The organism is Clostridium subterminale, from assembly GCF_039521425.1.
Taxonomy (GTDB): domain Bacteria; phylum Bacillota; class Clostridia; order Clostridiales; family Clostridiaceae; genus Clostridium_J; species Clostridium_J subterminale.
Genome location: NZ_BAAACI010000001.1, coordinates 277,040 through 300,761, shown reverse-complemented (window position 1 = coordinate 300,761; position 23,722 = coordinate 277,040). Strand labels below are relative to the sequence as shown.

Here is a 23,722-nt window from a genome sequence, read left to right as displayed (position 1 = left end):
TTTTATTCCTCCTAATTTATCTATTTTGATATTTTAAAATATTTAGAATTATATTTTAAAGGCTCAAAGGCTGTGCCTCCACCTTCATAAAATTTTCCGAAGTATTCAAGATATTGTAATCTGCATGTATGAACATATGCTCCTAATGCATTGATAAATAAGTTAAATATATGGCCAACTACAAAGATTGCTACTCCAAATATAACTGTAGCCCATGAAGTTGATACCATACTTACCATAATATTAAATGCATAAGCTATAAATCCTGTTGCAAGTCCTAGAGCTGCAAGTCTAGTATAAGAAACCAAATCACCTACATAGGATGTAATTCCGTATAGAGCATAGAATCCTTGGCCTAACTTAGCGCCTATAGAGCTTTCTTGACGTCCGTTAGTAAGTACAATTCCTATCATTCCAGTAATAGTACCATATTTTGCTATAGTAATTATTATAGCTGGAACTCCAAGGGAAGCTAAATCTACAAAAGCACTTAATGCCCATATAATTGCACCAGTTAGGGTTATATACCATAATCCTACATCGGAAAAGGCTCCAAAGTAATCTTTATCTCTTATTTGCATATATGCCTTGATTCCAAGTCCTACATAAATTTGAATTAGTCCCATTACTACAGATACAATCATTAATAACCCTACATTGCTATCAGGTTTCATCCATAGAGGAGCTATCTTTATAAAATCTCCAAAATAACTACCATACATTACACCCCAGAATATAGTTGAAATACTTAACAAGAAAAACATCTTCACTGACTTTCTCATCTCGTCATCTAAATTAAATACAGTGAGTGCAATTAAAGTACCTACAAACATCACGAAGCCATATCCAGCATCTGATAGCATCATTCCAAAGAAGAATATATAGAAAGGCGCTAACAGTGGTGTTGGGTCTATCTCCTTGTACTTAGGTACACTATACATGGAAGTAATGTTTTCAAAGGATTCAAAGACTTTATTATTTTTTAATTTAACAGGTACATCGTCACCTTCAGCGGCTTCTGACTCTAAATAATAATCATTACCTAGAATGTTTTTTAATGTGCTTTCAAAGTCATTATGCAATTCTGCGGGATAATATCCTTCTATAGCCACAATGTTTCTACTCTTCAGGAAATTTTCGGTAGATTTTAATCTTAGTAATAAAGAACTCAAGTATTCGTAAACCACTTTATATTCTTCTAGTTTATTAACATGTTCTTTCATGCTATCTTGTATAAAGTTATTTTCTGCCTTTATTGATTCAATGGTTTTTTTATACTCTTTTATTACTTCTTTAGGTATTCCATCACATTGAATATCAATCTTACTGAAGGTTGAAGATTTCAACAATTGCTCTATATCAGCTATTTCATCATTATGAACTATGACCATTATGTAGCTGTTTCTACCTATGCTGCTAATAACTTCAAAGTAATAGTTTTTAGTTGTTTCCTCTAACTTAAGTCTTAAAGAATCAACATTTCCTTGAGGAATTTCACCTAATATAGCTTTAGATTTTTTTAATCTATTTAAGCTTTCTACTGAGGTATCTAAAGATTCCCACGGTTTTAAATCTTCTATATTGGCTTTCAACTTAGTTATATAATTATGATTCATGTTTATTTTATTATCTTTTTGTTTTAGGTCACTATATACCTCACGCCAATGAGATGTATTGTTAATCTGCTCTAACACATCATAGCTATAGCTCTTTTTTCCTTCCTTTAAGTCTTTTAGTAGCTTAGGCTTTTCACTAAATGTGCTCAAAAGTTCAATAGTAAATTTTACTTTTGATAATTCACCTTCTACTTCAGAAATTTCACTGCTTGCATTATCACTTTTTAATTGATTCAATTCAATAGTTTCATTTTTACTTAAATCTAAGAATTGTACATTTTGGAAGGATTGCAATTTCTCAAGCAAAGATTTTTTTTGATTTTCAAAGGCTAAGAGCATAAATTTATTCATTTTAACTATTGCCATTGAACTTCACTATCCTCTCAATTACTAAATTAACAGCTAAATCAATCTTTTCTTTAGAAGTATTGATTATATTATTTACTTCTTCTTCACCTTTAGCCATGGTCGGTTGTGAATCCTCATTCCCTTTAGTTTGAGCATCATCTTTCATTTTTTTTGCTTTTTTCATAGCATTTTCAATGATAGTACGGTACTCTTCATTTCCTTTAGTTTGAGCATCACTAATTATTTGTTTGCTATTTTCTACTGCTTTATCCAATATATCTTTTGCAGTAGATTCTGCCTGTTGTATTTTATTAATTGCTTCTAGCGCCAAAATATCACCACCTTTTAAGTATTAATTTTATATATAACCACTTATATTAAGTCTGCTTTATATATAGGTGTAAACATAATATTTTAAGTGGTATTAAATAACCTATAATACGTATTAATTCAACTCTTTAGAAGATATATTAAAATCTATTATATCATTTTTCCTAAAAAGTACAATATACCCGTATAAAAAATTAATATATTGTACTTTTTAAAATAACAAAGATTTTACTTGACATATTATTGAATTATCAATTCATTTTCCTGTATAAATATTCTTTCTTTGATGTCATTGTTTATAAAAGCAATATAGTTTAAAGTTTTATTTATTTCTCTGTATTCAACAAAACTTTTTATATTATGATTAAATTTAAAGACACTTATTTTATTTATATTATCTATAGAATTTTTATTCATAATATATTCTTTTATACTTCTTTCTTCAGTTTTACTCATTTCCATTCTTAGAAAATCAGGTATCCATTTTGTGTTATTACAAGAGAAATACTCATATCTTATTATGTCTAATAATAACTCCTGCTCTCCAGCTTTAATATAGTCATTAAATTCAACAAAGAGATAGTAATAATCTACAGAGGCTATGCTTCGTTTAAAGTATCCCTTGCTATCATAAAACTTAGAAAGTTCATAGTAGAATTCAAATATATCTTCGAATTTTTTGCTATTTTTAAAGAAATTTAAAATATTATAAAACTTACCACTATTTAAATATTTATCGACCATATGCTCAATTTTCTTTAGTATAATTAATTCATCATAACTTATATCCTTTGTTTTCAAAATTTCATAAGGTGGATAAGGTGAATATACCATCCCCCATTTTTCGCTTTCCTCTCTCATTTGTGAACCTTTTAAAAGCTTAAGAAACCCTAACTGTAATTCCTCTGGACTTATCTCATATACTTCATTAAAAGATTTTCTAAAAGAGTTAAAGTCTTCTCCAGGTAACCCTGCAATTAAATCTAGATGCTGTTTAATATTGTTTAGCTTATTTAGTTCCAATACCTTTTCTTTAATGGTAGAAAATTCTATAGTTCTATTAATATTTCTTAATATTTCATTGTTAGTAGTTTGAACACCTACCTCAAATTGAAACATACCACTAGGTGCTTTGCTTAGTATATCTAAAGATTCACTGCTAAATAGGTCTGCAGATACTTCAAAGTGGAAACATGTATCCTCTCCATTTTCAATTAGATAACTCCATATAGCATTTGCAAAATTCTTATTACAATTAAAGGTTCTATCAACAAATTTAACCAATTTAACTTTTTTATCTATAAAATATTGTAGTTCTTTTAACACTCTATCTATGTTTAAGAATCTTACTCCATGAGTGGTAGAAGATAAACAGTATTTACAATTAAAAGGACATCCTCTTGAAGCTTCATAATATACAATTTTATTTTTTAAGTTGTCATCAGATTCATAAGGAAATACTATATTGTTTATGTCCATTAATGGTCTTTTACTTCCATATACTATGCCTTCATCACTTTTATAGTATAGTCCTTTAATATTTTCACAATTATTATTATCTCCATTTATTTCGTTATTTATTTTTAAATTAATTAATTCTTTATAGGTTTCTTCACCTTCTCCTTCAATTAAGTATTCACCTACATTTTCTGTTAAAAACTCAATGGGATTATAGGATGTTTCGGGTCCTCCATATATAATTTCAATATTACTATCTATGAGTTTTATTAAGGTTGATACCTTTTTAACAAATTCAATATTCCAAATATAACATGAAAATCCTATTATATTTGGCTTTTCAAATAGTATTTCCTCAACAATTCTTTCCTCTCTATCATTAATAGAGAACTCCATAGTATGACAATTATAATTTAAATCCTTTGTATATGCCTTTAAATATCTTACTGCTAAATTGCTGTGAATATACTTTGAGTTTACTGCAACCAAAACTACTTTCATTTTTTATTAACATCCTTTCTTCTGCCTACAATCCTAAAAGTGCCATTGGAGGATACTGCTTCTACAATATCGAAATAGTCCTTTAGTCCGTCTATAATTTTTGATGAAGTGTTATCAGTGAATATGTTAAGCAAGTTTATTTGAAAATTCTTCATACTTTTATCTGGTAGTGAAACTGTTATATTTTTTTGTAATGTTTTTAACGGCTCCTTTTCTACATCCCAAATATAAACATATCCATTTTTTTTCATTAATCTATATATATTATCAAAAAGCTTTAGCTTTTGTCTATGGGATTTAATTTTATTTAAGGTAAAAAATACTATACAACTATCGTAATAACCTTCATTATCAAAGCGTTTAGAAGGAGTATCTTCTAAATAATCTACATCTATAAAATTATCATAATACTTATTGGCTTTATATATTATGCCCTCGTTTCCGTAAGTAATATCCAATATATTACCCCTAAAAATTTCTTTTTCTAAATTTACAAATAAGCTTTCCATATCACACACCTCCATATTTTCATATTAGAGATACTATTCTTTGTAATTTTATAAATTCCTTTATTTTTTACTATTTGCATAAGCAAAACAAAAGAACTACCACTATACTTTAGGTGGTAGTTCTTACAATAAATAGAGTTTTTATTAATCCTCAGTTTCAGAATCTATAACTTTTAAGTTATTATAAAAATCAACAAGTAGTCCTGCAGTGGTAATGCAGGCTCTAAGTAATATAACCTCTGCAATCTCATTAAACCTATTCTGTTTGACTCTTATACTTTCAAAGGACTTAGCTGATTTAACAGCAAACTTTGTATTTTCAATTACATACTTTTCAGGATCTCCATAACTAATTACATGATCTTTCAGAGGAATTTTATATCCATCAAGAACTTTATCTATTATGAAATTTTCCAAGGGTTTATGTTTTTTTAAGTTTTTCATAGCGTGAGCCGGCACTGTAGAGTCTTGTACTAAATGACAAGCTGCACCTAAAAAAAATATAGCTTTATTCATATCAGAGTTAGCACCATAAAATACAGATGCATTATAATACTTTACACACTCTACTTTAGCATTTGAAAATCCATATAGACCAATACCCTTTTCATGATGATAGAAATGATTTGTACTTTTTAAATCTGCATCAGCCCATTTTACACCTTTATTTAAATCTAAAATATGTTTCATAAAAAAATTATATTCTTCGATGTAACCCTCCTGCTTTAATAAACGAAGAGCTTCTTTATTTATGAATTTGTGGACTATGCATTCTGTTTTTTTTATTCTTTTTTTTATAGGATTTGCAACTCTTATAACTGCGGTCATAGTTCTATTATAAGTTCTTTCCATTCTCTTCATGTAATTCACCTACGATTCTTTATGAATAATAAAATAATAATTTAGATATATATTATTATACTCTAATTTAATCATATTTAACGTAGCAATTATATGAAATTTTAATTTATTGAAATTTTATTTTTTAATAGATATGGTAAATAAAAATCCATGATTACCATCTAGAATATATAGTTCATTGTTAAAAATCTTCATATTGGATATAGTGCAATTATCATTTAAATTTAATAATTTCTTTGGAACACCATTTACAGCACTGCACATTATATTATTTTTATTACTATCATAAAAATATAGCTGCAATGTATTTTGTCCATTAATTTTTCCATTATCATCTATTGCTATCCATTTTAAACTATCTAAATCATTATGTTGATAGGCAGGTGCTGGTGGTGACATAGGATATTTTTTTAGTATTGGAGTATTTTTTATATTAGATTCACCTTGAAATCGTGGTGAATCTAGAGGATCTCCACCAGAAAAATCTGGGAAGCCATACCAATAGCCTTTTTTTATCTCATAAATATAGTCACTGTCATTTTCTACTGGTCTTAATCCTCTATTTTCATATCCTCCGACAGTAGCAAATATTCTACCATCATGTGTTATGTCTATACCCTCTATACTTCTTATTCCCCATGCATAGGTTTCAATAGCTTTAGTATTAGTGTTATAAATTATAACAGATGAATTGCCAATTGATTCACCCTTTATAACCTCATTGTCCTCATTAGAAGCTCCATTTGGTACAAAGCCTCCATTTTCATTTTTATTCAACACTATATCATAAGGAGATATATCATAACCAGTTGGGTTTTTACCTATCCATTGGTTATCACTTCCCACTACACCTGAATTAGTTGCAGCTCCAATTGAAATAAATAAATATTCCTTATATCCCCTTATTAATACCTTATTATAATCACCAATATTAGGTATATTGGTTAAGCATTCTTCTAGCTTCCCATTGTTAATATCTACACTCATTATTCCATTATCAGTAACGAAGTATAATTTATCTCCATTACTTTCTAAGGAGGTAATATTAAAGTTTTTATCTTCAATTAAAGTATAGGGCTCGCCAGTTGATGGAATAGCTATTATTTTACTTTGAAAAGCAACATATAATCCTTTGTCATTGTTAGCAAAATCTATGGCATTTTTTAATCCCTTATATTTTATTTTCATATCAATTCCTGAGTCCTTAACACCTATGTCATATATTTCATTTTTATCTTTTACTATAAATAAAGAGATAATAGCTACTATTATCAACAAAATCCATCCTATTATTTTTTTCATAGTTCCTCCAATTAAATAATGATTTACACTAATATATATTTAAATATTCTTCATTAAATTACATTTAGTTAAATAAATGATAAAAATATATGGTTAGAGAATAATCCTTAGTTTACCTTCATAAGTATTATTATATTAATTGGAGGTAATAAAGATGAGTAAAGATACTTTTTATAGAGATACCTTTGTATTGACTCTTTCTAATTTAGCCATGGGCGTTTTAAGATTTATGTTTTCTATTATACTCTCAAGGCAGTTAGGGCCAGAAGGTGTTGGACTTTATGGTTTGATAATGCCTATATATGATTTATTTTGTTGTTTAGTATGTGGAGGAATAATTGCTGCAATTTCAAGAGAAACTTCTGCCTATCTAGGTACCAGTAGATATGAAGATTTACATAAAACCGTTAATGCTTCCTTAGTTTTTATAGTACTTTGGTCAATTTTTATAGCAGGTATTATGTTTATACTTAGTCCAATAATTTGCAATTATATTATTAAAGACCCAAGAGCAATTCGATCCTTATGGATAGCTTCTCCTGCTATTGTTTTTATTGCTATATCTTGTGTATATAAAGGCTATTTCTATGGAGTAAGTCAGGTAATTACCCCATCAGTTGTAGATATATTAGAAAAAGCTGTTAGAATGGTTATATTAGTAGGGGTAATTTATTATTTTTCTCTAAAAACTATTGAAAATACAGTTGCAGCTACTTATCTTTCATTTACTATCGGTGAAATAATAAGCTTTGTATTTCTATATATTTTCTATAAAAGAAGTATTAAAAAGATACCTTATACTAATAGTGTAAGAACAGATAATAGCTTTCAATTATTATTTAACATATTAATTATTGCTGTTCCTCTAGCTATAAATGGCTTCTTAACTACAGCACTACAAAGTGTATCTACTCTACTAGTTCCTATTAGGTTAGTTGCAGCTGGTTTTGATCATATAGGTGCTTTGGAGATAATTGGTAAATTTAATGGTATGGCCCTTGCCATTGTGTACTTTCCATTAGTTATAGTTGTTTCTTTATCCACTGTAATAATTCCAGATATATCTAAAAAAATCAGTCAAAGGGATTTTTCTAATATAAATGCTAGAGTAAATGAAGTTATCAAAATTTGTTTTATGCTAGGCGTTTCCACAGTAATTATTTGCTTTGTATGTCCTAATCTATTAGGTGAAGTGTTCTTTGATAGAAATGACTTAGGTAGTTTTATAAAGATAGCTTCCCTTGCAGCTCCATTTATGTATTGTCACTATTGTACTTATAGTATTTTAAATGGTATAGGGAAACAAAAGGTTATACTTATAAGTTCCATTGCTACAGCTTTAATTGAGTTAGCTCTAATATTTATACTTATAGGTATTCCTGGCATAAATATATATGGATATGGAATTTCTTTAATTGTAACCTCTATTATAGGCCTTTTAATAAACCTGTACTATATTGGACAAGTAATAGAGTTATCTTTTCCTATAGGAGAAATGGTAATTATAGCATTATTGACTGCTCTAATATATTTAGTAACAACCATAATAAATTCTATACTTCCTAATACTTTAATCATTACAAAGATTATAACTATTATTGGAGTTGCATTTTCTTTGTTTTTTATATCAAGTTTTTTAATTCGAAAATCCTCATAGAAAAATAAAATGGAACTTATGACTTAGCATCTTTTCAAGATCCCAAGTCATAGGTTCCATTTTAAAATAATTAGGTAATCTCTATTTAAATTTTCTATATACTCTTCTAGGTATTAATTTTGTAATTTTATTTGGCAAAGAATTTAAATCAGATTTTTTAACACCACCTATGGATACTAATACTAAACCATAGGCTCCAGCTGATAGTGCTATACTTATCACTGCTGCAAATAAATTTAATATATATCCACTAAAAATTAACCCTAGGATTCCATTAAATACTTTATATGAGAAAAATGTTACTATTCCCATGGCTAATCCAGCTATTAAAGGTTTTATGTAACAAGGTATTAAGTGTATTCTACCATCTATAGAGTCATTTATTTGCCATTGGAATAATAAAAGCATTATTAAATAACAGGCAGCATTACCCCAAATAGCTCCCAAGATTCCAAAGGAAGGCATGGCTACTAGTACATAATTTACAACAATTTTAGCTAATATCCCAATTACAGAAAAGATAGTTACTATGTTTACCTTACCCATTCCCTGTAAAATGGAAGTTTGAACTAAAGTGATAGCATATAGGACTAAAACCCAAGATCCCCATATTAATAGTGGTGCTACTTCTTTATCATAGCCAAGGATTCTTAAAATAGGCATTGATAAAACTCCTAATCCCACAGCACAAGGTATAGCTATCATAAAAGCAACTCTATAAGAAGATTTAATATTAAACCTAAGACCTTTCTTATTGTCTAAAGCATGAACCCTAGATATAGCAGGAACTAGAGCAATAGCTAAAGCGCCAATAATAGCCATGGGAATTGATATCAGAGTATTGTAGAGAGTTAAATAACCCCATTGGGTATCTACTATTTTTTGAGTTAATCCTGTAGATAAAAGTCTGGACTTTACAATTTTTAAGTCTACTAGAGTTCCAGAGTTCTGCAGTGCAGAAGCTATGGTTATTGGAAATGCATACTTTAGTATGGATTTAACAATACGTTTATTGCTCAGTCTATTAACTCCAGGTTCGTTCTTTTTATGAATGTGATTAGATGAATGTCTTTTATATACTAATACAAAGTATAAAGCTGCTCCAACAGCACCTACTACTGTACCTATAGTACCTCCAGCTGCTCCATAAGATACCCCTCTTCCCATAAGTAGATATGCAAATAATAAACTGAATATTATATTTAGAATTTGTTCCCCTACTTGAGATACTGCAGTGGTAGTCATATTTCCTATACCTTGAAAATATCCTTTGTATGCACTCATTACTGATGTAAATAATAGTGCTGGTGCAAGCCATCTAGTAGCTAGTATTGATTCAGGACTATTAAAAATCATACTTAAAGGTTCGGACCATAAAAACATAAATACAGATAGGACAATTCCTAATAGTATAAGCAAAGTTCTAGATGCTCTAAAGGTTTTTACTGCATCTCTGTAGTTTCCCTTAGCTTCAAGTTCTGATACTAACTTTGCAATGGCTACAGGTATACCTGCATTAGCTATAGTGTATATATAAGTAAAAATTGTATATGTAGAAGAATATACTCCCCAACCTGTTGCACCTAAAATCTGTCTTAGCAAAGGTGTATAAATTACGGATAACACCTTTACAGACATCATAGATATGGTGAGTACCATAAAGCCTTTAGCTACAGAGTGCTGAGCCCCCTCAGTTCTGTCATTCATATTACCCCTCCATTAAAACTTAAACACATCATTCTTTATCTTCTTTAATACTGGTGGTAAAGATTCTGCTATAGTTTTATTTTTCATATATTCAAGCTCATCTGAGTTTGATTTAAATATTACTTTATATGCATATAAGAATTGATAATCTAAACCATACCTATTTACAAAGAAGCTATTAAGCTTTTTATCTCCATATTTAGAATCTCCAACTATAGGATTCCCAAGTTCTGATAAATGAGCTCTTAACTGATGGCTTCTTCCAGTAAGTAAATTAATTTCTATCAGGGAAAAAGTACCACAGCTTTGAATGGTCTTAACTTCCATAGCAATTTCTTTACTGTTTAGAACTTCAGCCATATATACCTTAGAAATGTTTGCATCTTCATTTTTTAAGATATATCCTTTATAAATTCCGTCCTTTATTCTTCCTTGGACAAGAGCCATATAGTACTTTTCAATACTTCTTTCTCTTATAGCTTCATTAAGAGCTTTTAGATATTTGAAATTTTTGCCGAATATAACCACCCCAGAGGTATTTCTATCTAATCTATTGCATGGAGCAGGAGTAAAAGTTACTTCTTTTTCGGGTTCATAATCACCCTTGTCATATAGATATGATAACACATAGTCTGTTAAAGTTGGTTCTCCATTCTTTGTGTCACTGTGTACTAATAAATTAGGCCACTTTTCTACCATAAGTATATTTTCATCTTCATAGGTAATTTTAAGATTATTTTCTATTCTTTCAAATTTCTTTTTTTCACCACTAGTTTTAATATATCTTATTTCTATGGTGTCTCCCTCTTCTAAAACATACTGCTCTTTAATTTTTTTACCATTTACTCTAATGTCACCTTTTCTAAAAGCCTTATATATAGCACTTAAAGGTACATCCTTCAGTAACTTTCTAAGGAATTTATCACATCTTTGACCTGATTCATTTGCACCTATCTGTATATTATTCATATTGTCCTCCAATATCTATTTCTTATAGTTTTTTAAGATAGTTTACAGCCATATTACAATGAACTGCAACTCCTACTTGTAGACATTCCTCATCTATGTCAAATTTACTGCTATGCAGAGGATATATTATTCCTTTTTCAGGGTTTCCACATCCTAATTGATAAAACATAGCTGGAACCTTAAGTGAAAAATATGCAAAACTTTCTACACCCATAGTAGGCTCTCTTAATATTTTAACCTTATCTTTCCCTAATAGCGATACACTATTATCATAAAATATATTATACATATTATCGTCGTTATATAAACATGGATAGCTCTCATCAATTGTAATTTCACAGGTGCCTCTTAAACTTTCTACCTGCATGGTTACAACTTCTTTTAATCTATTTTTCATATATTCTCTATCTTCTAGGTTCATAGTTCTAATTATACCAGTTATAGTAATCTTATCCGGTATAATATTGGCTGCTGTACCTCCATTTATAGTTCCTATTGTTATTACTGCTGATGATACTGGACTAGTCTCTCTACTTACTAATAGCTGTAAAGCATTTATAACCTGAGCTGTAATTACTATAGGGTCTATACCTTTGTGAGGACTTGCACCGTGAGCACCCTTACCATAGATTGTTATGGAAAAAGGGTTAGAAGCAGCATAGGCTACCCCTTGCTTAAGTCCAATAGTTCCCACAGCGAGATTTTCATCAACATGACATCCAATTATTGCATCCACATGAGGAGTTTCTAATGCTCCTTCTTCTATCATAATTCTAGCGCCACCAGTAGTTTCTTCAGCGGGTTCAAAAATAAACTTTATATTTCCTTCTAGTTCTTTTCTATGGTTATTTAAAAGTTTAGCTGATCCTAGTACCATGGTCATATGGGCATCATGACCACAGGCATGCATTTTCCCAATAATCTTAGAAGCATAGCAGTGACTATTTTTTTCTTCAAGAGGTAGTGCATCCATATCACATCTTATAGCTATAGTTTTTCCATTACTATTATCCCCTTCTCCGTAGATAGTAGCTACAACGCCTGTACCTGCGCAAGAATAAAATTCTATGTTTTCATTTCTTAAGAAATTTTTTATTCTATCTGAAGTTTTATATAAATCAAAATCTAACTCAGGATTTTTATGAAATTCTCTTCTTATATGAATTAATTCTTCACTTATTTTTTTAGCTTCCTGGATAAAGTTCATCTGAAACCTCCTTACTAATAATTATATAGTATATACAAATATACAAAAAAATAATAGACTTGAAGTCTATATAAAGAGAAGTCTTAACTATATTGTACTTTAAACCATTATATAACAGAAAAGCTTTCCTTTCAATATTATAGTGAAATATGTTTCAGTCTAGTAGAAGTTGATGAGTCATTACTTGAAAAAATGCCTATTAATTTGCTAATCCTTATTTTAGTCTATGACTATGAATATATGTACCATTTTATCTATATGACTATGGATAATTTCCCCTAGGAAACTAATTAAATATAGACATATACAAATATTGAAATATATAAATATTAAACTATATAACTAGTTATAGTCATAGTGCAGCTTTGATGAGGCTTACCATATTTTGAATCGTAATCAAATACCCATCTGCTACCCATAAAATTTTTATTCTCATTTCAAAATCGTCTATTACCTATATATTAAAAAGTTAAATTCATCTATTGCAATCCCAATATTTGCCGAATTCATTTTATTCACATCCTTGTAGTTTAAATTATTGATATACAGTTTATTAATGTTTTACTGGAAAATAACCTTGCAAAAGAGATTTTAGTATTTATCCTAAAATCTCTAATATATTTTTATTATATTTTTCTTTAAAACTTCTAATTATCAATATTCATTAGTAAATTTCTATTTTGAGCTAATCCTATTCTCCATTTTCCATTTTTATTTTTTGCAGAATAGAATAGCAAATATCTATCTTTTAACTTTACTAAACTAGATTTATATAAGGTTTTATTATCAAAAGCAAAGTAATTTGGATTTACATCTAGTATTTTCTTAAATAATGAAAAATTAATTCCATCTTTAGAAAGAGTATAATACAATCCTTGCTTTGAAAAGTCTCCATCAGTGTATCCATTAATTACAAGTTCATAGCCTAGGTCTGTCTCTATTATGTCATGATGCCATAAGTTAAAATTTGAAGGTTTATTTTTGAAATTACACTTCATCACTTTGTCGAAATTTTTCCAATCAGTAGTTTCAGTATAATATAAATTCTGACTATAATTTGAAAACCATAATTTATATTTATTATCACTATAAATAATTATAGGACATACATAATTATAAGTTTGATTAAAGGTATCTTGACTCAACATCAACTCTTTGTTACTCCAAATTTTACCATCTGCACTTTTCACCCTGTATATCATATTTACTTTATTATTAGGCCCACTGCCATCTTGTTTTCCAGGATTATATCTAAAGTATACCTCCATTACATTATTAACAAGACATAGGGTTATATCAGAATAATGTCCTCCATGATTTACATCAATAGGTATATCTAAAGGATTTTTACATCCTTCTAAAGCTTTATAGTTTAATCCATCATTGCTAACTAATATCTGTGGGTTTTCATATTTGTCATTGCCATTAGGATATGGAGTAATTCCCATCCAATATTTGTATCCATTCCATCCGTTTTCCATGTATATAACCTTAGGATGCACTGCTTGATTACTATTATCATAAGTTGGTGTTGATAAGGGCTTTTCAGCATTATAAAACGTCTTTCCAAGATATTCAGGAGTAAGTAAATCATCACTTATGAGACTCGTATCTCCTATTGCAAAGATTTTTTCTATATTACCTACGTTGCTTACTAAAAATTGCTCCATATATGGATACAGATTATCTTTGTGTGCAAAAATCAATGGATAATTAAAATTACAACATATGGCTCCCCCACAAAGTATACTTGCTGGATTCTCTGGAGAAGCAATCATAAGTATAGAAAAATCTAAGTTATTTTTGTTCTCTGTTAGAATATTGTAATTAGCTTTATAAATATCTTTTGTATTTATTATTTGTAAATTTAAATCAGAATAAGTGTCATAAAAAGCATTATTTTTACCTATAAAATAACAGGATATTTTTTCTTTGGATTTTAGAAACTTATAGATTTGTGAATAATCATCTTGAAGTATTATTATTGGAATTTGCTCACTTGCAGCAATAGAACCTACAACCATTACATCACTTAGATTTTCCTCTGTTACTATAAAGTATTTATCACTATTACCAACTTTATTTGCTATATTAATGGAAACATATGTAAGATTTATTCCTTCAATTCTATCTACTATTAAACCTTCATTAATTAGTTGCTCTTCTACCTTACTAGATATAGTGGTTTCATCACCTATAATTATTATTTTGCTAGCCTTTAAATCTCGAATTTCTTCTTTTACATTCCTATCTAGATTTTCACTCCCATTTAAAAGAATTGGTGCATCATACATGTTAGAAAGTGGAAGGGCAATATAACCTTCTAAGGGATTTTCATCACTTACCATTATTACATTTTCAGATGTATCAAGTGCGGATTTAGCTATTTTTATGGATGTATCAATATTAGAGGTACCATACACCCTAATATTATTAAATATATCCTTAGACGTGACTGTTACATCAATCTTAGTGTCAGTACTTGATATTTCATTACAATTATTAAAAATAGTAGGAGAGAACCTTTTTATTAATGTTAAAAATATTGAAATTACAATAAGAAACAAAACAAAACTTTTAGTTTTCTTTTTTCTTCTAATTTTGTTCATTAACCCACCCCTCTATATTATTTTGTAAACGTTTTCTATAGCTATACTTTAGATATATGAATATTTTATAAATTTAATTGATAACTAGGTGCAAATGTACTCTATTAATAAACTAACTGTAATTATACTACCAGTATACTTTTTCAAATTTTAAATCCTCTTCTTATTGGCTTAATATGTCACTCACAAAATTTGAAATAAAATACGTAAACTTATCCTATTATTATAGAATAAATTTATTTTGATTTAATTGGAAAAGTATATTCAGGCATATCTTCTGTAATAGCTCTAAATTCATAACCCTTTTCTTTATAGTATTCTATCACCCTTGGAAGTGCTATACATGTATTTTTATGCACATAATCACAATGCATTAATAAGATTATTGGATGTTTTGTAACATTTGTTTTTGTTGCTTCTCGATACAATTTATCAGGAGATGTTTTATAATTAACACCGTCAGACATAAATGCATTCCAATCATATATTTTAAAATTGTTTTTATGAAGCATGTTCAAAAATTCTTTATTTAATTTTTTACTACTTCCCCAAGGAAACCTTATGATATTTGGCTTAATGCCAACAACATTATAAATTTCATTTTGACATTTTAACATTTCTTCTATAAAATTTTTATTACATGAATATATACTTTTGTAGTTATGAGTAAATGTATGAAGTCCTATGCCATGACCTTCATTATATATTCGCTTAACCACAGTCTCTTGGTTTGCTATTTGATTCCCAATTAAGAAGAAAGTAGCTTTTACATCATATTCTTTTAATGTATCTAAAACCTTATCTGTCATTATACTAGGGCCATCATCAAAAGTTAAATATATTATCTTGTTATCTGTCTCCTCTTTTATATCTAAAGAATCTGCTTTTACACTATTACTACATGTAAAAATCAAACAACTTATTATTAAAAAAATTACTACTGATGTTTTATATATAGATATGTAAGTTCCTTTAAAATTCATATTATATATCTCCTCTTTTTCTTAAAATTAATTTTTAAAGATATTATTTCATATTAAATATTTTCACCTTAATATTGATTAAAATAAGTGGAAACATATTCCTTTATAAATTAAAACTAATATTTTATAATAAAAAAGAGAAGTTTCTTATAACTCCTCTTAGCTTGCATAGTCATTTTATTATTCGTCTTTTATTGCTTTAATATATTTGTGTAATATAGGTCTACTAACATTACACATATTTGCATAATCTGTCTTGCTAATATTTCCATTGATATATAACTCATAGTGTTCTTTTATTTTCTATAGTACTTTATCCAGTGTTAGTTGTAATCTACCCAGTATTTTTCTTTTTGATCTAGCATTATCCACTCCAGATTTAACTCTTTGACTTATCATGTTATGTTCTAACTCACTAAAAACACCCGTCATTTATTTAAACTGTAGAAAAGAAATATTTGGTATGATATACTAATTTTAAGATGTAACGAAAAATTTTATATTATCTTGTTATGGATATTAAAGAGGGGGGCTATGCAAATGAAAACTATGCTGAAGATTATGCGAATGCGTAAAAACAAAATTCCTGATGATATATTGTCTTTGTTTGAGCACATTGTTCAAACATATAAAGGAGACGAATGTGATGAAAAATTTATAAAAGCGATGGAAGAACATCTCGCCAAGGAGCAACGCTTCCGGCTATACGAGCAAAATGGAAGTTGTAGCGGTACTGGGTACGATAAAGAACGCAAAGCCTTCGCACTTAAACACGTTGACAAGCCCCTTGCCGAAAGGATGGAACTATTTACAAATGCCTTTGGCAGAACAGCCGTTTTGAATGATGATAATACAATCACAGTCACTTTTGCCTGTAACCATGGATACTACAAGCATGCACCAAAAGGAATGTTTCGATTTCCGGCATCAATTGAAACATATTTTGAAAGATGCGCAGGTGGGCGTTTGTATGAATACCAAAAAGCATTAGGAATAAAACTGAAGATTAAGTCAGTTGATGTGTCTCCTCTTAGCGAAAATATTGTAAACCCCGTTGTATTTACGTTTAAGATAGTGGATTAATAACACACTTACCGAATAAGCATAATACTGTTTAGAGCCACTAAAGGCTTTGCTTCTTGGTTATGTAGTTTTTCTACATTTGCGTGTTATACCATAAATATTCAGCACATACATACATATTTGCCTACCCTTTATGTACAATTTTTAAACATTTAGTTTTGTAAAATTTTTATAGACATATTTTTTCTTTAATGAGAATGTGTATAATTAAGTACCAAACTTCCACTAGAATTCACTACTTCTCCCTATTTATCTAGTCTTTGTGAAATTAAATTTATTAAATTATAATACTCCTCTGTTTGAAAAATTAAATCAATTTCTTCGTTATTTTCTTTTATTCTCATAACCATATAATTTTGAGATATGATTTTTGATTTTCTTTTCATACCCAATACAAATACTCCGAAAACCAATAACCTACCTAGTGATATAGATTCTTTAATATCTTGTTCTGTTTTCAATTGAACATTCACTATGTCTTTAAATTCATAAAACTTATCTATGTACTCTTAATAACACTCTTTAATAGTTTTTTGCATTTCTGTCACCTATTATTGTCTTTAATTTAAACTTTGACATAAAAAATCGCTCCATTCATCTAATCTTTACAATGAATGGAGCGATTTGCATTTCCCCTATTCTTTAAAAACCTCTATAAGCCCATTGGCTACAAGGACATCAAAGTCAAATTTTCTCTCCAAATCAGAAAACTTAATAGAGATATTACTTTCTTTTAAGGCTGTTATAGTTCCTATTCCATAGAACCTGTGTGAAACAGCTGTTCCAACCTTAAATTTAATTCTTTCTAGCATTTCTCCTTCTAGTTCACACTCACATAGAAATTGAGATTTATTTTTCTTTTCACCTCTTATAAACTGAGGAAAAAGAAATATTACATTATTAATAGCTCTAGTAACTCCTACATAAAATAGTCTTCTTTCTTCCTCTATGTCATTGTTTTTATAGGGAATAGCTCCATCTACAGTGTTAATCATGAATACCGTATCAAATTCCATTCCTTTCACACCGTGGATAGTACTAAGAATCACACCTTCATTTTTATCTTTATTTCTGGAGCTAGCTTTCTTAGTTTCCTCTTCTACAGTATTGACATGTTCCAAGAATTCTTTAATGGTTTTAAAGCCCTTTACACTTTCTTTAAACTCATTTAGTACATTTTCTAAATCTTCTATAGATAATTTATATTTCTGTGCATATTCCACTAGATGTTTATGGTACATCAAGTCCCCTATTATAAAATCTACGGCAGAAGGAAGTGACATTCTATTTAAGCTAGAAATATCCCTTTCAAGTTTATCTAATATCTTTAATTGAAACACAGGGGTACTCTCTAAATTTTTTAATTTAGTAAAGGTACTTCCTAAACCAGTACTCTTTTTCACTTCTTCTATACTATTTTTGCTTATATACCTAAAGGGTTTATTTATTATTCTATTAAAGCTATCCATGTTTAGAGGATAGATGCTTAATTTTAAATAAGCTAATATATCTTCACATATGAAATGAGAGAAAAAGTTATATTGTCTATCTAATAAAGTGAATGGTATTCTCTTTCTGATAAAACTATCAATTATACTTCTACTTTCTATATTAGTTCTATAAAGCACTGCAAAGTTATTGAAGTTATAATCTTCAGTTTCCTTCAATTTGAGAATATAATCACTTATATATATACCTTGAGCTGTTTCATCACGAACTCCTTGAACCTTTATTATACCGTCATCAATTTTATTTGACTTAATATCCTTTGAGGTTCTAATCTTATTATTTTTTATAGATTTCATAGATAATCTTACTATATTCTTCTTTGATCTATAATTTGTAGATAGGTATAAAGTTTTACCATTTATAAATATTTCTTTAAAGTTTACTATGTAGGACGGATTAGCTCCTCTAAAACTATAGATGCATTGATCTTCATCACCAACTACAAACAAGTTGTTTTCTTTATTTAAAAGCTTTAATATCTCCACTTGCACATCATCACTATCTTGAAATTCATCAACTAATATATGTTTAAATTGATTTTGATATGAATTTAATATGGCATTATTCTTAATAAACAAATCTCTACACATTAATTGTAGATCTTCAAAGTCAAGGAGGGACTTTTCTTTTTTATAGGATTCATAGAAATTAACACAATTTTTTAAAAGCTCGTTATCTATTTGATTATTTCCATCTCTATTATATTCTCCCTTGCATTTATAGATGGATATGGCATTTACGTATTCCTTAACTCTATCATCACTTACGTCTTCTACATAGGCAGTTAAAAAGTTTTTAACTACTCTATAACTTTCAAAGGACTCTATTATATTAATATTTCCATAATAGGACTTTAATATTTTATAGCAAAGTCCATGAAAAGTTCCAAAGAAAGGACTTACCTTGTTTTTATCAATGGCTAGAAACCTATTTCTCATATTAGTTGCTGCAGCCTTAGTAAAGGTTATTACAACTATATTTCTTGGAGATATATTTTTATGATTTATAAGCTCATAAACTCTATTTACAATAACTACAGTTTTCCCACTTCCAGGACCTGCACTTACTATTATATTTTCATCTGTACAGTTAATAGCTGTTAACTGTTCTTCACTTAAATTGTTATTTTTGTTTTTTATCATAATATAGATCTTTCCTTTTATATACTTTCAATTTAATAATATTACCATATTATTTGTCCATATACTATAGAAATGAAAGTTTTCTTATGGTACGATATATAAGATGTAAATGTTAACCCATGGAGAATTTATAAAATTTTATGGTTTATATAAGTAAGGAGAACTAAAAATGGATACAATTACTAGACTTGACCTAAGAAGCCAAAGAAATCTTACTATGTTAGTAGATTTTTATGAGCTTACAATGGCTAATGGTTATTTAAATACTGAAGCAGATGATACCATAGCTTATTTTGACATGTTTTTTAGGAAGATTCCTGATGGTGGTGGCTACTGCATAATGGCAGGAGTTCAACAATTGATTGAATATTTAACTAATCTTAAGTTTACTGATGAAGATATAGAATATCTAAGAAGTAAAGCTATATTTAGTGAAGAATTTTTAAATTATTTAGCTAACTTTAAGTTTAGTTGTGATGTATGGGCTATTCCAGAAGGGACTCCAGTATTCCCTAATGAACCACTTGTAACGGTAAGAGGTCCAGTAATGGAAGCTCAGTTTATAGAAACTATGATACTACTAACAATAAATCATCAAACTCTAATTGCGACTAAAGCTGCTAGAATTTGTGAAGCTGCTAGTGGTAGACCTGTTATGGAATTTGGTTCTAGACGAGCTCAGGGTTATGATGGTGCACTATATGGAGCTAGAGCTGCAATTATTGGTGGCTGCAATGCTACTGCTTGTACTATGGCAGATGAATTATTTAATGTACCTGTAACTGGAACTATGGCTCACTCTTGGATTCAGCTTTTCGATAGCGAATATGAAGCTTTTGCAGCATGGGCTAAAACTTATCCAGATAATACGGTACTTTTAGTAGATACATATAATGTTCTAAAATCAGGTATTCCAAATGCTATAAAGGTATTTGATGAAATTTTAAAACCTATGGGTAAAAGACCTAAGGCTATTAGAATAGATAGTGGTGATATTGCTTATCTTTCTATTGAAACTAGAAAAATGCTAGATGAAGCTGGTTATGGGGATGTAAAAATAACTATTTCTAACTCTCTAGACGAATTTATAATTAAAGCTGTTCTTGATAATGGTGCTAAAATCGATAGTTTCGGTGTTGGAGAAAGATTAATTACTGCAAGAAGTGAACCTGTATTTGGTGGAGTATATAAACTTGTTGCTATTGAAAAAAGTGGAACTATTATTCCTAAAATTAAGATTAGTGAAAATGTAGAAAAAATCACAAACCCAGGCTTTAAGTCTCTTTATAGAGTTTATGATAAGAAAACTAATAAAGCTATAGCAGACCTAATTGCTTTAAATGATGAAAAATTTGATAGCAATAAGCCTTTACAATTATTTGATCCTAATTATACTTGGAAAAGAAAAAGTATTAAAAATTATAATATAAAAAATCTTATGGTACAAATTTTTGATCAAGGTAAATGTACTTATGAAAGTCCTTCGGTAATGGATATAAGAGAGTTTTGTATTAAGGAAAAAGCTAGTTTATGGTCAGAGATAAGAAGATTACAAAATCCACATCAATATTATGTAGATTTATCTAAAAATTTATGGAATTTAAAAGAATCATTATTACACGAATACTCTTCAATATATGAAGAATAATATCAATAGACTATATATGAAAGGTATGATATCTATTGAATAATAAGATTAAAATAAAAATTTCTAATGATGCCTTTGATTTTATTAGTAACCTATTAGAGTTTCATAATGAATATGATTGCATAGCATTAAAGGAACCTGAAAATAGTGGGTGTTGTAAAAATTCTAAGGTTGATATAATTTTAGATAATATCATTAATTATAATATTACTGAAGATATACATGGGCTAAATATTGGCTATAACGAGAATTTATCCAATAATTTTAATGAAATAGTTATTGTACTGAAGAAAGATTCTTTATATCTAAAGGCAACACCTTCATCTACCAATAAATCTAAAGGATGTAGTGGATGTGGGTCAAAATCAAAGGGATGTACATCGTGTTCAGGATGTAGTTTAAAATCAAAGTAGTTCATAAGTAAAATCTCCTAGCCTAGGCTAGGAGATTTCTATGTTTATTGAATTATATACTTAACAACACACTTATATATTAGTTTAATATGATTCGCTCTTTATATAGACACTATGTGTCAATATAACTTATAATAAAAAATAATTCAATTATAAGTAGTTGTCTTTATATAAAAGAGATATAGGTAACGACTTATCCTCCCTGTACAAATCATAGTCATAGAGACTCTTCACTTTACTCCCCTTACTACTAAGCTCTTTAAAGGGGCACTTATTATTATTTTCTGCCCAATTATATAGGGCACAATCCTTTGAACATTCTACATACTCATCATAAGTTGACAAAAAATCACACTTAACCAAGCACAACACCCCCAATAAATACACATTTAATAACCTAAATTATAAATGAGAATTTTCACAAAATAAAGTATTTTTAGTGGATTTATTGCAGGGTTTTTTATATTTAAGAATTTTTGGATTATTTTAAAATACAACTATAATCTTTTGTAAAAATTAGTAGTAATATGCCATTTGATATGAAAGTTCTAGAGCTTTTATTCTATGAATACTATACTTATGTCAATATTCAGATTTTTTTGTCTTATATTTCTTTGGATTTTATGGGAATCCATATCATTATCGTCTTTTTGAGAAATATTTGCCTTGAGATTAACAATCTTTTCACTATCAATATCCATTAATTTATTATATATAGGAAGTAGCTTATTATAAAATATATCATTTGAATCTATATTAATGACTGCTATTGTTTTTATTCCATCAATACAACTTAATAAGTCATTATTCTCAGTAGTATAATGAGTAAATTCAGTAAACTCGTCCAATATGTGACTGCAACCATATAAATCTAATTCAGAAATAGTAGATCGTCTTTTTTTGCCTTCTTTGAGTTCTAAGTCCTCTACTTTATTATTTAATATGGTACCTCCCTTTTCTGTAATAGCTTTTTCTAAGTTTAAATCATTTAACTCTAAACAATCATCCATTTTTACCTGAGTTCCAATATCAATATGATACATAATAAAATTTTTAGCTTCCTCCTTAGATCTGACAAGAATACTGTGAATACCAATTTCCTCAAGCTTATTCATCATATCTTGTATTAATATGCTGACAGAAGTTCTATTTACCATACATATTACACCTCCTAAGGTAGTTAAATCTTTGCTTTATTTATATATATGGATGTAATTACTATTTTATGATATCAATAAAAGATTTTATAATATGAGCTGTAAATCCCCAAATCACATAATTATTCCACTGATAAAAATATTCCTCTAATACCCCCTTTGAAAATTTATAATCCTTACCTCCATTTATTAAATGAAAGGGAAATTCATCTTGATTAATTGGTCCTATATCCATTTTATATAGTAATGGTTCTGTGCCAATAAAAAAATTTATTGGTACCTTAAATATATGATCAACTTCACTTGTATTAAAATTAATATTACTAGTATTTAGTTTAGCTATATATGGACGCATTATCATGTTATAAGGCGATATAAAATAATCCATTTCACCAATAACCTCAAATTCTTCTTTTTTAATATTCATCTCCTCCATGGTCTCTCTTATTGCAGCTTCTTTAAAAGTTTCTCCCTCTTCAACCTTTCCGCCAGGTAGACAAATATCTCCAGGTTGACTACGTAACTTTTTAGCTCTTACTTGGAAAATTATATAAATATCCTCATCTATAACCTCTAAAAGAATCATTACCGCTGTTTTTTTCATAGGTTGTATAGATTTAGACTTCCTATCACTAAAGATATCATTTATCCTATCAATATTTATATTTGTCATAAGTTCACTGCTCCTTTAAAAATATCTTATATATAGCATA

The 23,722-nt window shown here is 28.6% G+C and carries 20 protein-coding genes; 4 read left to right on the top strand and 16 right to left on the bottom strand.

The annotated features are described in order from the left end of the window. Window positions 1-20: 20 nt before the first annotated feature. The 6 genes from ABDZ93_RS01645 to ABDZ93_RS01620 all read right to left on the bottom strand — a co-directional run bounded on the left by ABDZ93_RS01645 (window position 21) and on the right by ABDZ93_RS01620 (window position 6,925). Window positions 21-1,982, bottom strand: coding sequence for a V-type ATP synthase subunit I (locus ABDZ93_RS01645; RefSeq protein WP_343823024.1), 1,962 nt, complete (start codon window positions 1,980-1,982; stop codon window positions 21-23). Further along, on the bottom strand, window positions 1,969-2,295 hold the full coding sequence (locus ABDZ93_RS01640; protein ID WP_343823022.1) for an ATPase: 327 nt from the start codon (window positions 2,293-2,295) through the stop codon (window positions 1,969-1,971). Before ABDZ93_RS01640 ends, ABDZ93_RS01645 begins: the two co-directional genes overlap by 14 nt. Window positions 2,296-2,534: 239 nt before the next feature. Then, entirely contained in the window at window positions 2,535-4,253 is a 1,719-nt protein-coding gene (locus ABDZ93_RS01635) for a B12-binding domain-containing radical SAM protein (protein WP_343823021.1), read from the bottom strand. Beyond that, a complete protein-coding gene (locus tag ABDZ93_RS01630; RefSeq protein ID WP_343823019.1) occupies window positions 4,250-4,762 on the bottom strand; it encodes a hypothetical protein in 513 nt (170 codons plus the stop codon). The genes ABDZ93_RS01635 and ABDZ93_RS01630 overlap by 4 nt, the downstream gene beginning before the upstream one ends. Before the next feature lie 144 nt (window positions 4,763-4,906). Beyond that, the gene (locus tag ABDZ93_RS01625; protein ID WP_343823017.1) at window positions 4,907-5,623 is read right to left on the bottom strand and encodes a zinc dependent phospholipase C family protein; all 717 of its coding nucleotides are present in this window, start codon (window positions 5,621-5,623) and stop codon (window positions 4,907-4,909) included. A 117-nt stretch (window positions 5,624-5,740) separates the two neighbouring features. Continuing rightward, entirely contained in the window at window positions 5,741-6,925 is a 1,185-nt protein-coding gene (locus ABDZ93_RS01620) for a PQQ-dependent sugar dehydrogenase family protein (protein WP_343823015.1), read from the bottom strand. A gap of 154 nt (window positions 6,926-7,079) precedes the next feature. Between ABDZ93_RS01620 and spoVB the strand changes: the two genes are divergently transcribed. Further along, on the top strand, window positions 7,080-8,582 hold the full coding sequence (spoVB, locus tag ABDZ93_RS01615; RefSeq protein ID WP_343823013.1) for a stage V sporulation protein B: 1,503 nt from the start codon (window positions 7,080-7,082) through the stop codon (window positions 8,580-8,582). An 81-nt stretch (window positions 8,583-8,663) separates the two neighbouring features. Here the strand turns inward: spoVB and ABDZ93_RS01610 are convergent, their stop codons facing one another. From ABDZ93_RS01610 to ABDZ93_RS01590, 5 genes are all read right to left on the bottom strand, one after another. After that, window positions 8,664-10,289, bottom strand: a complete 1,626-nt coding sequence (locus ABDZ93_RS01610; RefSeq protein ID WP_343823011.1) for a putative polysaccharide biosynthesis protein — start codon at window positions 10,287-10,289, stop codon at window positions 8,664-8,666. A gap of 12 nt (window positions 10,290-10,301) precedes the next feature. After that, window positions 10,302-11,258 carry an RluA family pseudouridine synthase gene (locus ABDZ93_RS01605; protein ID WP_343823010.1) on the bottom strand — a complete coding sequence of 319 codons (957 nt, stop codon included), beginning with the start codon at window positions 11,256-11,258 and terminating at the stop codon, window positions 10,302-10,304. A gap of 22 nt (window positions 11,259-11,280) precedes the next feature. Next, window positions 11,281-12,465, bottom strand: coding sequence for a M20 metallopeptidase family protein (locus ABDZ93_RS01600; RefSeq protein WP_343823008.1), 1,185 nt, complete (start codon window positions 12,463-12,465; stop codon window positions 11,281-11,283). Between the two features lie 647 nt (window positions 12,466-13,112). After that, window positions 13,113-15,074, bottom strand: coding sequence for a cell wall-binding repeat-containing protein (locus ABDZ93_RS01595; protein ID WP_343823007.1), 1,962 nt, complete (start codon window positions 15,072-15,074; stop codon window positions 13,113-13,115). Between the two features lie 236 nt (window positions 15,075-15,310). Continuing rightward, window positions 15,311-16,057, bottom strand: coding sequence for a polysaccharide deacetylase family protein (locus ABDZ93_RS01590; RefSeq protein WP_343823006.1), 747 nt, complete (start codon window positions 16,055-16,057; stop codon window positions 15,311-15,313). 540 nt (window positions 16,058-16,597) lie between these two features. Here ABDZ93_RS01590 and ABDZ93_RS01585 point away from each other — a divergent pair. After that, a complete protein-coding gene (locus ABDZ93_RS01585; RefSeq protein WP_343823005.1) occupies window positions 16,598-17,140 on the top strand; it encodes a hypothetical protein in 543 nt (180 codons plus the stop codon). A gap of 245 nt (window positions 17,141-17,385) precedes the next feature. On the opposite strand, the gene ABDZ93_RS01580 is transcribed toward ABDZ93_RS01585, so the two are convergent. Continuing rightward, window positions 17,386-17,601, bottom strand: a complete 216-nt coding sequence (locus tag ABDZ93_RS01580; RefSeq protein WP_343823003.1) for a hypothetical protein — start codon at window positions 17,599-17,601, stop codon at window positions 17,386-17,388. 174 nt (window positions 17,602-17,775) lie between these two features. Further along, window positions 17,776-19,791, bottom strand: coding sequence for an ATP-dependent helicase (locus ABDZ93_RS01575; protein WP_343823001.1), 2,016 nt, complete (start codon window positions 19,789-19,791; stop codon window positions 17,776-17,778). Window positions 19,792-19,960: 169 nt separating this feature from the next. Between ABDZ93_RS01575 and ABDZ93_RS01570 the strand changes: the two genes are divergently transcribed. Together ABDZ93_RS01570 and ABDZ93_RS01565 are read left to right on the top strand one after the other, a co-directional pair. Beyond that, entirely contained in the window at window positions 19,961-21,439 is a 1,479-nt protein-coding gene (locus ABDZ93_RS01570) for a nicotinate phosphoribosyltransferase (RefSeq protein ID WP_343822999.1), read from the top strand. 35 nt (window positions 21,440-21,474) lie between these two features. After that, window positions 21,475-21,852, top strand: coding sequence for a hypothetical protein (locus ABDZ93_RS01565; protein ID WP_343822998.1), 378 nt, complete (start codon window positions 21,475-21,477; stop codon window positions 21,850-21,852). 150 nt (window positions 21,853-22,002) lie between these two features. Here the strand turns inward: ABDZ93_RS01565 and ABDZ93_RS01560 are convergent, their stop codons facing one another. From ABDZ93_RS01560 to ABDZ93_RS01550, 3 genes are all read right to left on the bottom strand, one after another. Next, window positions 22,003-22,224, bottom strand: coding sequence for a hypothetical protein (locus ABDZ93_RS01560; protein ID WP_343824497.1), 222 nt, complete (start codon window positions 22,222-22,224; stop codon window positions 22,003-22,005). A 185-nt stretch (window positions 22,225-22,409) separates the two neighbouring features. After that, on the bottom strand, window positions 22,410-23,009 hold the full coding sequence (locus tag ABDZ93_RS01555) for a hypothetical protein (RefSeq protein ID WP_343822996.1): 600 nt from the start codon (window positions 23,007-23,009) through the stop codon (window positions 22,410-22,412). Between the two features lie 61 nt (window positions 23,010-23,070). After that, on the bottom strand, window positions 23,071-23,682 hold the full coding sequence (locus ABDZ93_RS01550; RefSeq protein WP_343822994.1) for an NUDIX hydrolase: 612 nt from the start codon (window positions 23,680-23,682) through the stop codon (window positions 23,071-23,073). Between the last annotated feature and the right edge of the window lie 40 nt (window positions 23,683-23,722).